Below are 12,577 nucleotides of genomic sequence, written 5' to 3'. Positions count from 1 at the left end.
GGTAGTGGTTTAGTCGAGATCGTTGAGTGAGTCTAGGTCTGAAAAGCTCTGTTCATGGTATTTAGCACCAAGCTCATGGACCGCATCGATCAGGTACTTAGGTTGCTCAGGGTCCACAAATTGATGAATACCGTGACCTAGGTTGAAGACATGACCTGTGCCATGGCCAAAGCCTTCGAGTACATTTTCTACTTCGCGTTCAATCACCGCTTTGTCTGCGTACAAAACGCATGGGTCAACGTTGCCTTGCAGTGCGACTTTATCACCAACGCGAGCGCGCGCTTCTGCCATGTCTGTTGTCCAATCTAGACCGAGAGCGTCAGGACCCGTGGCCGCCATGTTTTCCAACCATTGACCACCATTTTTAGTGAACATGATCACCGGCACTTTTCGCCCTTCGTGGGTGCGGATCAAACCATCCATGATCTGCTTCATGTACATCAATGAAAACTGCTGGTACATAGGGCCACTTAACACGCCACCCCAAGTATCAAAGATCTGTACGGCTTGGGCACCGGCTTTGATTTGACCATTAAGGTAGTCAATAACCGATTTGGCAAGCTTGTCTAGTAAGGCATGAAGCACGTCTGGTGTTTTGTACATCATGCCCTTGATATGACGGAAATCTTTACTAGAACCGCCTTCAACCATATAAGTCGCCAGTGTCCATGGGCTACCGGAGAAGCCAATCAGAGGCACTCGACCGTTTAGCGCATGGCGAATCGTAGTCACGGCTTTCATTACGTAATCGAGATCGTTGGCTGTGGCGATTGGCAGGGCATCGACATCAGCTTTGGAGCGAACCGTATGTTTGAACTTCGGCCCTTCGCCCGTTTCAAAGTACAGGCCCAATCCCATTGCGTCAGGGATGGTCAAAATATCTGAAAAGAGAATGGCGGCATCAAGATCGTAGCGTTCAAGAGGCTGCAGGGTAACTTCACAGGCGAAGGCGTCGTTTTTGCAGAGACTCAAAAAGTCGCCAGCAGTGGCACGGCTTGCGCGGTACTCAGGTAAGTAGCGACCCGCTTGACGCATCATCCATACAGGTGTTGTATCAACAGGTTGCTTGAGTAGAGCACGCAAGAAGCGATCATTTTTGAGCTCAGGAAACATTCAGACTCTCCGATTAGTTCTTTGTTGGAAAACATTTTACCTAACTTGATCGGTAAAAGCAGATCCAATAAATACAATTTATGACAACTTACCTAAAAAACGGCAAGGACATTGATTTATCTCATTCTTTTTGATGGCATTCGATAATGTTACGGATGGCGAACAAGCGCCGTCAGCAACCTAACTAGTCGCCTACATAACGTCGTAAACTTTTTATTTGAACTCGTTGGACGGCGTTTTCAATGTCGCCAGAAGCGTGCAGATCTTTGAGGACTTTGGGAAAGGCCGCTTTGGTCTGAGGCACTGTCATTCCTGGAGTAAGGTGCTTTGAATACAGTGCTTTGAGCAAAATATAATCCAATGGACTTAAGTAAGTATCGACGCTGACATCATTGAACACAGAAGGGAAAACATCGTTAGAGTCATTAGGCAAGCCCAGTGTTTGGGTGATTTCTTCTACCACACAATCGAGCAAACGGGCTTTTTCTCTGGCGTAGTCCACAGGGATGATGATCACAGCTCGCGTGATCTCGGAGCGTTTATTGAGGCGAAAGTTACCTAAACAGACCGCTTCATTGATCGCTTTACGGATTTTATCTGGGTTACCAATATAGCGTCTGACTTTGTCTTCTAGGGTCTTATAGGCGGTGAAGATAATAAAGATGCCAGCCTCTTTGGGGTTTGTCGTGAATTCGATAGGTTGGCCGGTGATATAGGCGAGATGTTTGATTTGTACGTCGAGGAGGTCGTGCTGCAAGGTGGCATCGCCCATGTCGCTTTTAAAATACACCTTGATGGGCTTTTCCCAGCGAATCAACTTGGGGTGTTTGGATTCTTTGTACTCACGTTCCAGCGCGATTTTGATGAAACTTTGCTGTATGTAGGCGTCTGTCTGCCAGCGTTCTAGGGCGCTGGCCTGACCGCTAAAGAGAGCTAAGGCAAGTATAAAACTAGCTAGGATCGCTTGGCAGCGGCTGAGTAAGCTTGTTGGCATAATGGCGTAAGGCATCCAAAGAGTCTGGCGTAAAAAGCAAATTATCTGTGTTCTCTAGTATGTAATTTATACTCATTTCATGAATCGATGCCACTTCTTTTGCCTGCAAGCTCAATGCGCCGTCTCGCTGTTCATCATAATGGCAGGTGTAAATTTTCCCCCAGATTCTAAACCCTTCGCCTTCGGTGCAAAAAACACCTTGTGAGGTCAATGTTAGATCCACCCCCAGTTCTTCTTGTAGCTCACGGTGGGCTGACTCCAAATAGGATTCGCCACTGTCGACAACACCGCCAGTCGACACACCGTAATAACCTGGGCAAAAGGCCTTGTTGTCTGTGCGTTTTTGCACGATCAAGTTGCCATTGTTATTAAAGACTAGGATGTAGGTTACCCGGTGGTAATCTTCACCAAAGTTCATCAAGCGACGAGGAATTTCACCAATGACGGTGTTGTGTTTATCCACTAGGGTGATGATTTCTTCGGTGGGCATAAAAGTCTCGAAAGTTAACAAGCTAAGAAGCTGGAATGAAATATGGCACAAAGGGTATCGGCATTTATCGTGAAAGAAAAGGCTTGTTGCCTTCTGGGTTATCCAAAAGGCGACCAGAACTTTTCTATCTTCTCCCTTACAAAGTCGAGTAAGGTATATCGCGGCGAAAAAAAGGTATGATAATGAGGCCCGTACTGGGGCTGTTTGGCGCGCCACACACACTCATAACATAGCCGCTGTCATTTAATAAATCGCTGTAATGGAAACTATGATGATCCCAGATAATGATTTTCTTGCCCTGACGCTCAATCACCCAGAATCGCTTGCGCCTTTTCAGGTGGCGTTTGCCAGTGGGGTGGGCTTTGTCGAAGAAACCGGGGTGTTAAGGTTGGAACCAAAGTGCCCAACTGACATCAATCTCGTACTCTCAGTGGGTATTCATGGGAATGAAACTGGGCCCATTGAATTGGTCAATCAGTTATTGAAGGCCATTTTTGAGGATCGTTTAGCCTTAAGCGTTCGTCTGTTAGTGATCATTGGCAACCCGATAGCGGCTAATCGAGCAGAGCGCTTTTGCGATGTAAATCTAAATCGACTGTTTAGCGGTGCATGGCGTCATTATGAGGGCATTGAAGTGCCACGGGCGCAATGCTTAGAGCAAGCGGTGACAACGTTTTACGCCGCCAGCAAAGAAGGCAGTCAGCGTTTTCATTATGATTTGCATACTGCAATTCGCGGCTCTGAATACGAAAAATTTGTAGTTCACCCATTTATTGGCGATGCGCCTTATGATCAACAACAGCTGGGCTTTTTAGCGGCGTCTGGCATCGACGCTGTTTTGTTGTCACATCAGCCAACCACAACCTTTTCTTATTACTCTTCAGCCGAACATGGCGCCCATGGATTTACGGTAGAACTCGGTAAAGTCTACCCTTTTGGTGAGAATGACTTGTCTCGATTTGAGGCGATTAACCAGACTCTAATGTCGCTGATTAGCACAGCCAAATTTCCTGTTTTAGATCACCAACAAATAGATGACAGCTTAAAACTCTTTGCGGTGCAGGATGCGTTAGTAAAAGATCACGATGATTATCAACTAACTATCTCCGACGACGTGAAAAACTTTACCGGGTTTGAGAAAGGGTATGAATTAGCGCGCTCTTCACAGAGTCAATATCTGGTGAAAGCCAGTGGCGACGCCATTATCTTTCCAAACGCGAATGTGCCGATAGGGCAGCGCGCAGGGTTAGTAGTTCGCCCAATTTCGTTGAGCGCTTTAACGCTTAAGTAACCCATCTAGGACGTAATTTTCGACAAGCTTGCTAAATGCGGGCTTGAAAGTTGCGCGGTAATTTTATATTGTTACGTTATAACATTTATTAAGAGAGTGGTTTAACGATAATGAATAAGTTGTTAGTTGCCTTGGGTGCGTCCGTATTATCACCGGTTCTGTTTGCTAAGCCGGTTATTGTCACCAGTATTAAGCCTGTTTCTATGGTGGTGGCTGCCATCGCTGGCGATCACGCTAAGATTGAACAAATTGTCTCTAGCACCGCTTCTCCTCACGATTTTGCTCTGCGCCCGTCTGATCTTCGCAAAATAGATCAAGCCGATACCGTTGTTTGGGTGGGTGAGGCGCTAGAGCGTTTTTTAGAAAAACCACTCGAAAATGCGGGTAAAGAAGATTCGTCGATTGAATGGTTAGCGCTTAAAGGCATGACCCTCCAAGAGTTTTCAAAAGATCATGCCGATCACGACGACCATGCGGATCACGATGACCACGACGAACATCATGAAGACCACGCGGATCATGACGACCATCATAACGAGCACGCAGATCATGATGAAGATCACGAGGAGCATGAAGCTCATGAAGGTCATCACCACGATGGTGTGAACCCTCATGTGTGGTTATCCCCAGACAACGCGAAAGTATTGGCGGTTGCGGTAGCGCAACGTTTGGTCTTGTTAGACCCTGAGAACGCCAGTGTTTATCAGCATAATCTAGCCGATTTTGAAAAAGGCCTAGCGCTTAAAGACGCCGAACTGAAAGCGTCTTTATCGACCGTTAAAGACGTGCCTTATATTGTTTTTCACGATGGCTATGGCTACTTTGAACAGCATTACGGTTTGGATCATGTTGGCGAAGTGACGGTGAGTCCTGAGCGCAAACCTGGTGCGAAGAAAATCGCCGAAATCCGTGAAATGATTAATCACAATAAAGTGCAGTGTGTGTTTAGTGAGCCACAGTTTAGCCCTGCGATCGTCAAAACCTTGTTGGACGGCAGCAAGGTGAATTCGGTTCCTTTAGACCCACTAGGGACCGATATCACAATTAATCGTGGTGCCTACCTTGCCTTCTTATCTGAAGTAAGTGGTCAATTTATGAGCTGCCTACGCTAAATTGCTAGCGTACAGCGGTTGAGTCACTGCAGAGTGAGCGGGAAAGTTCGCTCTGCAGTAGGCGACCTGCTTTGACCTCTGTATAATCATTTCACTTAATTATTCAGAGATGTCTTATGAGCGATCCGTCTTCTACTAGTCCATCTTCTATTCCTGCTCCTTCAACTGCTCAGGGTCTTCACTCTGATGCGCTCATTGAAAGTGCCCGAAATACCCTTTCGACACAAGCTAAAGCCCTAGCTAGCCTTGCTAATCAAGTGACGGAAGAGTTCGCTAAAGCGGTCCGCATGATACTCGCGAGCGAAGGCCGTACCATTATTTGTGGTATGGGCAAATCTGGTCTGATTGGTAAAAAGATCGCCGCGACTTTGGCTTCAACGGGAACGCCAAGTTTTTTCCTTCACCCAGGCGAAGCCTTTCATGGCGACCTGGGTATGATCCAAGCTCAAGATACGCTTATTTTAATCAGCTATTCTGGTGAAACCGAAGAGCTGATGCGTTTACTGCCGTCGCTCAAAAATTTTGGTAACCCCAGCATTGCCATCGTCGGCAACATGAACTCTTCGCTCGCCAAACATTGTGATTGCGTGTTGGATATCTCGGTGGATCGTGAAGTTTGCCCTAATAATCTGGCGCCTACCACATCGACCACTATGACCACTGCCATGGGGGACGCGCTGGCCGTGGCTTTAATGGAGTGCCGACATTTTCAACCGCAAGACTTCGCTCGTTTCCACCCAGGTGGCAGCTTAGGTCGTAAACTGCTGACCCGTGTTAAAGACCTGATGCACAGCAAAAACTTGCCAGTCTGTACCTCTGATGCCTCATTAAAAGAGGCCATTACTGTGATGACTCATGGGCGTATGGGGGTGGTCTTGATTCAGGAGAAAGGTCAGCTGCTGGGCATTTTTACCGATGGTGATTTACGTCGTGCCATGCTGAAAGACAGCGTGGGTATGATCGACAAAAAGATGTCGGAATTAATGACACCAAACCCAAAAACCATCAATGAAAATGTCATGATAGTGGAAGCAGAAGAGCAGATGCTACGCGACAAGATCACCTTGTTAGTGGTCACAGATAATGAAAATGCATTGACGGGCGTGTTAGAAATTTACGATCGATAAGCAGATGACTTACTTAGCGCTTCTTAGAAAAAAGATGGAGCGCACAATCAACCTATTAACTGGAGTGACGCATGTCTCACGGTAGCAAAATCATCAAAATTGGCGACAACATTGAAGTCGCGAACCACCTTCCTTTTGTTCTTTTCAGTGGCGTCAATGTATTGGAGTCTCGTGACTTGGCGATGAAGGTGGCCGAAGAGCACGTTAAAGTGACTCAAGCATTGGGTATTCCGTACGTGTTTAAAGGCTCTTTTGATAAAGCCAACCGCTCGTCTATCAACTCTTTCCGTGGTCCTGGCATGGAAGAAGGGTTAAAAATTCTACAAGAAATCAAAGACACTTTTGGTGTGCCAGTGATCACCGATGTGCATGAAGAATACCAATGTGCGCCGGTTGCAGAAGTGGCGGACGTGATCCAATTGCCGGCTTTCCTTTCTCGTCAGACCGATCTTGTTGTGGCGATGGCACAAACTGGCGCTGTGATTAACATTAAAAAAGCACAGTTTCTTGCGCCGCACGAAATGAAGCATATTTTGACCAAGTGCGAAGAAGCGGGCAACCACAACCTAATGTTGTGTGAGCGCGGCACCATGATGGGCTACAACAACCTGGTTGTGGATATGTTGGGCTTTGGCGAAATGAAAAAATTCGAATACCCAGTCATGTTTGATGTGACGCATTCTTTGCAGCGTCCAGGCGGTCGCTCTGATTCGGCCGATGGTCGTCGTGCACAAGTCACTGAGCTTGCTCGTGCGGGCATGTCGCTTGGTTTGTCTAGCTTGTTCTTGGAAACGCATCCAGACCCAGATAACGCAAAATGCGATGGTCCTTGTGCTTTGCCATTAGGCAAATTAGCGCCTTTCTTGAAGCAAATGAAACAGCTTGATGAGTTGGTGAAAACGTTTGAAACGCTAGACACGAGCGCTTAACCAATGGATGTGGATTTTCTTGCGTCTTATCCCTCGTTAATGGCCGCAGACGCGCTTCAAAACAAGCTGGCGGAACTTAAGCTGGTGGTCTTTGATGTGGATGGTGTATTAACCGATGGCGGTTTGCTGTATTCCGCCGCCGGTGAAGAAGTGAAACGCTTTAACGTCAAAGACGGCGTAGCGATGAAGTTGCTGCCTAAATGGGGAGTAACGGTCGCTGTGATTACCGCCAAAGATTCCGCGCCACTGCGCCGTCGCATGGAGGATCTAGGGGTGAAACACTTTTACCCAGGCTGTCATGATAAAGCCGCGGCCTTTGATGAGCTGGTCGACACATTGCAAATATCCCCTAAGCACTGCGCTTATGTGGGAGACGATGTCATTGATCTGCAAGTGATGCCTAAAGTCGGCGTGTCTTTCTGCCCAAGCGATGCCCATGTTTTGGTGAAACGTCATTGTCATTTCACCTTGAATAAATCGGCAGGACAGGGCGTAGCAAGAGAAGTAGCGGATGTGATTTTAGCAACACGAATGGCATTAGAAGACGCGTACGCATTGGCTCAAAAACCGGAGTTCGAGAAAAAATGAGTGTATCTTTACCTGACTTTCACATCGTGATTCCTGCGCGCTATGCGTCTCAACGCTTTCCGCAAAAATTGATGGCTGATCTAGGTGGCAAGCCTGTTTTGCAGTGGGTGTATGAACTTGCGCTTCACGCAGGGGCAAAATCGGTCACTATCGCCACGGACCATCAGGTGATTGAGAGCGCCGCCAAAGGCTTTGGCGCGCCTGTGGTGATGACGCGTGATGACCATGAAAATGGCACCGAACGATTGGCCGAAGTCGCGTCTATTATGGGCTGGCAACAAGACGAGATTATCGTCAATGTGCAAGGCGATGAGCCGTTTTTACCGGTGGCCTTGATCCATGCGACTGTCAAAGCATTGGCCGATGACGCGGAATCTGAAATGGCCACCATCGCGTGTGGCATTGACGACGCCGATGAACTGTTTAACCCTAACGTGGTGAAAGTTGTCTGCGATGAAAAACAGCGTGCTTTGTATTTTAGCCGTGCTCCAATGCCTTGGGATCGAAATGGCTTTATGGCTCGTGCTGAACACCAGCCGTTGCCTGCTGATTTTCCAGCGTTGCGTCATATCGGCTTGTACGTGTATCGCGCTAGCTTATTAGCCAAGTACGCCAGCTTGCCTATGTCGCCACTAGAGCAATGGGAAAAACTAGAGCAACTGCGCTTCTTGCATCAAGGTATTAAGGTTCAAGTGGCCAAAGCCGATGGTTTGCCGCCACACGGGGTCGATACCGAAGAAGATCTAGAGGCATTACGCCGTTTATTGCCATAGCGTTTTTTAATGGTGTGTTGTCATCGCTCTTTTTAAAGGCCATTTTGAAGAGAGCGCCGCCGCTTCTTGTGCCTTGCTAAAACCGCTTAATGCCACTGCGCGTTAAGCGGTTTTTTTGTGCCTAAATGGTTGAGTCTTACGCCATTATAACTGTGTCAATACAGTGTCAGTTGATGTTCATATTTTCTTCTATATTATGAATGCTCATGATTCGGTTTTGCACATTTTTCCAAAGGAAGGCTTGGTGACAACATGAAGACATCTTTGACTCTGTCTGCGCTGTGTTTATTTAGCGGCTCTGTAATGGCCGCCATGCCGGTCTATCTGCCGGTTGGTTCTAGCTATACGTTAAGCGGCGTAGTGAATCCTCGTGCTTTATCCACGTCGCTGGCGAACCCTGCGGCTCCCTATGTGATGGCAAGTACGTCAGCTGGAAAAAGCTGGCGAGCGGGCTTTTTAGGCCCCATCGGAGTGTCTTACGAAGTGGGGAAAGTGGATGATTTCAGCGATCGAGTGGATGATCTGGCGGATATTTTGGAGAAGACAGATTACGCCTCTTCGGCAGAAGCCAATGCCGCTGTAGACGATGCAAACTCGATTCTGAGTGATTTGTCTGAGAGCGCCTATGTAAAGTTGTCTGGCAGTACTCAAGTGCCTTTTATGCCGATTATTTATAAAACGCGAACACGAGGCGCCTTTATGTTGGACGCCAGTGCGTCTTTTGTCGGTAAAGCCAATATCTTGTCCGATGACATCAGCGTTACAGGATCGGGCTCAGATTATGAACTGAATTCAAACAGCGCACTTTATGTTGCGTCGGCAACCGATGTGCGGGTGGGATTAGGTTATAGCCAAATGGTGATAAGAACCCCAGTGGGCGAATTGATTGGTGGTGTTAAAGCCAATGTACATCGGATCTCGTTAGGCCGCTCGTTGGCGGTCTTAAGCGATGAAAGTGACGACGCAGAAGAGGTTTTTATTGATTCCTTAACCGCTGGCAAAAAGGCGTCATCGGGCGTGGGTATTGACCTTGGCGCGATTTGGGTGAGCCATCAGTATCAGCTTGGGGTGACGTTGGCGAATATTAATCAGCCAACCTTTGATTTTGGCGACCTAGGGAATTGTTCTGGGTTATCGGGCTCTTCTCTGACCAGTTGCAATGCGGCCAATGCGTTAGCGAGTGACGGTAAATTGTCCTTGTCTGACACCTATAAAATGGAAGCGCAAGGCACCATTGATGGCGCGATTACTTCTCGTAACCGTCAGTGGATTTTAGCGGCTTCGTACGATGTGAACGGCGTTAAAGACCCAGTCGGTGATGATTACCAATGGGGCGTTGTGTCGCTAGCCTACTTTAGTGATTCAGTCTTGTCGCCAGGGCTTCGAGTAGGGTATCGGGAGAATTTTGCCGGGACCCAGTTAAGTTATGTCACCGCTGGACTGACCTTATTCCGACGTTTAAATGTAGACCTTGCTTATGGCCTACAAAAGATCGAAGGAGACAGTGTGTTGCCACGTAGCATGGCCTTGTCGGTAGGGTATGACATGGCGTTTTAAGGCGTGTTAAACGGCAGAGCATAAGTAAGCCGAGCAATAGAAGTAGCAAAAAGAGTAAACAGTAAAAAGGCCGATACGATGATCTCATATCGGCCTTTTCTGTATTCGTGAGCCTCTTGTGAGGGTCTCAATCAGGTGAGCTGAATGAAGGTTGAAGGCGTCAGTATGTTATCCAATGGCACATCCCAGCTTTCGATCGGCAGTTTAGCCACTTCTTGGCAATCGTGGGCCAGACCAATCAGAATAGGGGGTTGATTGGCTTGCTTGTGCTCGAAAGTACGATCATAAAAACCACCCCCCATGCCTAAGCGGCCACCTTCGATATCAAAGCCGACCAAGGGTAAAAAGACCGCATCCAGCTCAAGGCCATCGATTGTTTCTGAAGCGACAGGCTCTTTAATGCCAAAGCGATTTTCGGCCCATTTTGAGGTAGATGTATAGCGTGCAAATCTGAGCGCTTTGCCATCTAGAACGGGCAAGTAAAGGTCAACGTCATGTTGCCAAAGGTATTCGCATAAAGAATCCGGCGAGATTTCCCCGTCGTTGCTTAGGTAAAGGGCAACGCGAGTGTTTTGAGTTAACGTATTGGATAAAGGACTTGAAACGAACTGAGTCATAAGTTGCTCAGCAGCAAGTGCTTGTTCTTCATTGGATAGGTGTCGTCTGGTTTGACGAAGTTGACGTCTGAGTATTTCTCTAGAACTGGATGGAGAAGGCATAAAAAGAGTTTCCCAAGTTGCCGTTTCGACTATTGGCCTTGAACCCAGTGGTTCAAGGTGGAGGGATCTGAAGTTTTTTAGGCTTTCCGACGCACGGACATGCACACCAAACTCACAGTCTCCTTCCGGGGTATTACTCATAGGCTCAAGGGCGTTAAGCCGCTTCGAACAACCCAGGAAACAAGCGCAGTATAGAGTAACTCTTCTGAGAAATCACCCTTACTTCCCTGATGTTTTCTGGGTTGTATGAAGAAAATTCGTGTTGCGAGCTTGCATCAACAAAAAACAGGTTAAAGAATAAACGGCTTAGGTTATTGTTTAACCGGCTTTTGTTTGATGTGTTAACGCGGCATCCAGCTGCGAAGTCAGTTCTCGCAATTGTTGCTCGTTCGCTCGTGCGTATTTTTGCCCAGAAAGCATATCGTGAGTAATATTCAACGCAGCCAATACGGCAATTTTTTCAAGACCGATGACTTTTCCACCGGCTTTGATTTCCCGCATTTGATTGTTGAGGTATTCAGCGGCTTCTTTCAAATCCGCCTCATGCCCTTTAGGGCAATTTATCTTAAATGTTTGTCCCAGAATGTTGACTGAAACGGTTGGCTTATCCATATAGACTCCAGTTGATAGCAAGGCCCACAAAAAAATGGTCTGTTTTTCCATCATTAGGTAGCGAATGGCATTTTATGCTGCGGGTAAATTCGTTACAATTCCGGATTAACTTTATCCACACTGTTTATAGCAAATTGACGCCAATATGGAAATCAACCCGATACTTTCTAAGATAAAAGACCTGTCTGAACGTGCTTTAACCCTTCGGGGGTATCTTTGACTACGAGTCAAAGAAAGAGCGCCTAGAAGAAGTCAACCGAGAACTTGAAGATCCTGATGTCTGGAATGACCCAGATTATGCTCAAAAACTAGGTAAAGAACGCTCTGCTCTAGAAGCAGTGGTCGATACTCTAGAGAGTATGGAAAGCGGTTTAGAAGATGCCAAAGAGCTTTTGGACCTTGCCGTAGAAGAAGACGATGAAGAATCCGTGGAAGCGGTGAAGCTGGAATTAGCAGACCTTGAAGATCTGTTGGCCAAGCTTGAGTTTCGTCGTATGTTTTCCAAGGAAATGGACGAAAGCAGCGCTTTCCTTGATATTCAATCTGGCTCTGGTGGTACCGAAGCACAAGATTGGGCCAATATCCTATTGCGCATGTACTTACGCTGGGGTGAAGACAAGGGCTTTAAAGTCGAGTTGATGGAAGTGTCTGCCGGTGATGTGGCAGGTATTAAATCGGCAACGATTCGCTTTGAAGGCGAATACGCGTTTGGTTGGTTGCGCACTGAAACCGGTGTTCACCGTCTAGTGCGTAAGTCACCGTTTGACTCAGGGAACCGCCGACATACTTCCTTTGCGTCTGTGTTTGTGTCTCCAGAAGTGGACGACAATGTGGATATCGAGATCAATCCTGCCGATATTCGCACCGACACCTACCGTTCATCTGGTGCGGGTGGTCAGCACGTAAACACCACAGATTCCGCTGTACGTATTACTCACGTACCAACGGGTATCGTTGTGCAATGTCAAAACCAGCGCTCGCAGCACGCTAACCGTGATTTCGCCATGAAACAACTTCGTGCCAAATTGTACGAGTTTGAAATGCTGAAACGTAACGAAGCCGCGCAAGCAGTGGAAGACAGTAAATCCGATATTGGTTGGGGCAGCCAGATTCGCTCCTATGTTCTCGATGCGTCACGTATTAAAGATTTGCGCACCGGTGTGGAATCCTCAAACACGGGCGCCGTGTTGGATGGCAACCTAGATCAATTTATCGTCGCAAGCTTAAAACAAGGCCTGTAAAGCGCCAGAACCCATTTTAAAGAGTAGATAG

General features: G+C 47.3%; 13 protein-coding genes and 1 other RNA gene. 8 read left to right on the top strand and 6 right to left on the bottom strand.

Features of this window, described 5'->3' with window-relative positions:
• Window positions 1-9: 9 nt before the first annotated feature.
• The 3 genes from hemE to ACIGBN_RS13895 all read right to left on the bottom strand — a co-directional run bounded on the left by hemE (window position 10) and on the right by ACIGBN_RS13895 (window position 2,597).
• Complete coding sequence (gene hemE / locus ACIGBN_RS13905) at window positions 10-1,113, bottom strand: uroporphyrinogen decarboxylase (RefSeq protein ID WP_133004220.1); 1,104 nt, start codon at window positions 1,111-1,113, stop codon at window positions 10-12.
• Between the two features lie 184 nt (window positions 1,114-1,297).
• Window positions 1,298-2,107, bottom strand: coding sequence for a DUF2927 domain-containing protein (locus tag ACIGBN_RS13900; RefSeq protein ID WP_396666097.1), 810 nt, complete (start codon window positions 2,105-2,107; stop codon window positions 1,298-1,300).
• Complete coding sequence (locus ACIGBN_RS13895; protein ID WP_133004218.1) at window positions 2,064-2,597, bottom strand: NUDIX hydrolase; 534 nt, start codon at window positions 2,595-2,597, stop codon at window positions 2,064-2,066. The genes ACIGBN_RS13900 and ACIGBN_RS13895 overlap by 44 nt, the downstream gene beginning before the upstream one ends.
• 268 nt (window positions 2,598-2,865) lie before the next feature.
• Between ACIGBN_RS13895 and astE the strand changes: the two genes are divergently transcribed.
• The 7 genes from astE to traF all read left to right on the top strand — a co-directional run bounded on the left by astE (window position 2,866) and on the right by traF (window position 9,974).
• The gene (astE, locus tag ACIGBN_RS13890) at window positions 2,866-3,888 is read left to right on the top strand and encodes a succinylglutamate desuccinylase (protein ID WP_396666095.1); all 1,023 of its coding nucleotides are present in this window, start codon (window positions 2,866-2,868) and stop codon (window positions 3,886-3,888) included.
• A gap of 110 nt (window positions 3,889-3,998) precedes the next feature.
• Entirely contained in the window at window positions 3,999-5,000 is a 1,002-nt protein-coding gene (gene znuA, locus ACIGBN_RS13885) for a zinc ABC transporter substrate-binding protein ZnuA (protein ID WP_396666093.1), read from the top strand.
• A gap of 116 nt (window positions 5,001-5,116) precedes the next feature.
• Window positions 5,117-6,127: an SIS domain-containing protein gene (locus tag ACIGBN_RS13880; RefSeq protein WP_396666091.1), complete on the top strand. Its 1,011-nt coding sequence runs from the start codon at window positions 5,117-5,119 to the stop codon at window positions 6,125-6,127.
• A gap of 71 nt (window positions 6,128-6,198) precedes the next feature.
• A complete protein-coding gene (gene kdsA, locus ACIGBN_RS13875; protein ID WP_133004214.1) occupies window positions 6,199-7,056 on the top strand; it encodes a 3-deoxy-8-phosphooctulonate synthase in 858 nt (285 codons plus the stop codon).
• A gap of 3 nt (window positions 7,057-7,059) precedes the next feature.
• Window positions 7,060-7,644: an HAD family hydrolase gene (locus ACIGBN_RS13870; RefSeq protein WP_133004213.1), complete on the top strand. Its 585-nt coding sequence runs from the start codon at window positions 7,060-7,062 to the stop codon at window positions 7,642-7,644.
• Window positions 7,641-8,417: a 3-deoxy-manno-octulosonate cytidylyltransferase gene (gene kdsB / locus ACIGBN_RS13865; RefSeq protein WP_133004212.1), complete on the top strand. Its 777-nt coding sequence runs from the start codon at window positions 7,641-7,643 to the stop codon at window positions 8,415-8,417. The genes ACIGBN_RS13870 and kdsB overlap by 4 nt, the downstream gene beginning before the upstream one ends.
• Window positions 8,418-8,669: 252 nt before the next feature.
• A complete protein-coding gene (traF, locus tag ACIGBN_RS13860) occupies window positions 8,670-9,974 on the top strand; it encodes a conjugal transfer protein TraF (RefSeq protein ID WP_396666088.1) in 1,305 nt (434 codons plus the stop codon).
• Window positions 9,975-10,105: 131 nt separating this feature from the next.
• On the opposite strand, the gene ACIGBN_RS13855 is transcribed toward traF, so the two are convergent.
• The 3 genes from ACIGBN_RS13855 to ACIGBN_RS13845 form a co-directional block, all read right to left on the bottom strand.
• A complete protein-coding gene (locus ACIGBN_RS13855; RefSeq protein ID WP_396666086.1) occupies window positions 10,106-10,693 on the bottom strand; it encodes a 5-formyltetrahydrofolate cyclo-ligase in 588 nt (195 codons plus the stop codon).
• 5 nt (window positions 10,694-10,698) lie between these two features.
• Window positions 10,699-10,876: non-coding RNA, 6S RNA (gene ssrS, locus ACIGBN_RS13850), on the bottom strand.
• 135 nt (window positions 10,877-11,011) lie between these two features.
• On the bottom strand, window positions 11,012-11,305 hold the full coding sequence (locus ACIGBN_RS13845; protein ID WP_133004209.1) for a cell division protein ZapA: 294 nt from the start codon (window positions 11,303-11,305) through the stop codon (window positions 11,012-11,014).
• A 145-nt stretch (window positions 11,306-11,450) separates the two neighbouring features.
• On the opposite strand from ACIGBN_RS13845, the gene prfB reads away from it, so the two are divergent.
• Window positions 11,451-12,546, top strand: a protein-coding gene (prfB, locus tag ACIGBN_RS13840) for a peptide chain release factor 2 (RefSeq protein ID WP_133004208.1) whose coding sequence is annotated in 2 segments (ribosomal slippage) — window positions 11,451-11,522 and window positions 11,524-12,546 — 1,095 coding nt in all. Because the reading frame shifts where the segments join, the coding sequence is not laid out codon by codon here.
• The last annotated feature ends 31 nt before the right edge of the window (window positions 12,547-12,577 follow it).

This window comes from Marinomonas sp. NPDC078689 (genome assembly GCF_044542435.1).
Lineage (GTDB): Bacteria > Pseudomonadota > Gammaproteobacteria > Pseudomonadales > Marinomonadaceae > Marinomonas > Marinomonas arenicola.
The sequence above is the reverse complement of the archived record's forward strand: the minus strand, read 5'-3'. Positions and strand labels throughout refer to the sequence as shown.

What these genes read in the sequence shown, in the direction of transcription:
- hemE (WP_133004220.1), bottom strand. Translation starts at nt 1,113, where the DNA reads ATGTTTCCTGAGCTCAAAAATGATCGCTTCTTGCGTGCTCTACTCAAG.
- kdsA (WP_133004214.1), top strand. Translation starts at nt 6,199, where the DNA reads ATGTCTCACGGTAGCAAAATCATCAAAATTGGCGACAACATTGAAGTC.
- znuA (WP_396666093.1), top strand. Translation starts at nt 3,999, where the DNA reads ATGAATAAGTTGTTAGTTGCCTTGGGTGCGTCCGTATTATCACCGGTT.
- traF (WP_396666088.1), top strand. Translation starts at nt 8,670, where the DNA reads ATGAAGACATCTTTGACTCTGTCTGCGCTGTGTTTATTTAGCGGCTCT.
- ACIGBN_RS13880 (WP_396666091.1), top strand. Translation starts at nt 5,117, where the DNA reads ATGAGCGATCCGTCTTCTACTAGTCCATCTTCTATTCCTGCTCCTTCA.
- ACIGBN_RS13870 (WP_133004213.1), top strand. Translation starts at nt 7,060, where the DNA reads ATGGATGTGGATTTTCTTGCGTCTTATCCCTCGTTAATGGCCGCAGAC.
- kdsB (WP_133004212.1), top strand. Translation starts at nt 7,641, where the DNA reads ATGAGTGTATCTTTACCTGACTTTCACATCGTGATTCCTGCGCGCTAT.
- ACIGBN_RS13855 (WP_396666086.1), bottom strand. Translation starts at nt 10,693, where the DNA reads ATGCCTTCTCCATCCAGTTCTAGAGAAATACTCAGACGTCAACTTCGT.
- ACIGBN_RS13895 (WP_133004218.1), bottom strand. Translation starts at nt 2,597, where the DNA reads ATGCCCACCGAAGAAATCATCACCCTAGTGGATAAACACAACACCGTC.
- astE (WP_396666095.1), top strand. Translation starts at nt 2,866, where the DNA reads ATGATGATCCCAGATAATGATTTTCTTGCCCTGACGCTCAATCACCCA.
- ACIGBN_RS13845 (WP_133004209.1), bottom strand. Translation starts at nt 11,305, where the DNA reads ATGGATAAGCCAACCGTTTCAGTCAACATTCTGGGACAAACATTTAAG.
- ACIGBN_RS13900 (WP_396666097.1), bottom strand. Translation starts at nt 2,107, where the DNA reads ATGCCAACAAGCTTACTCAGCCGCTGCCAAGCGATCCTAGCTAGTTTT.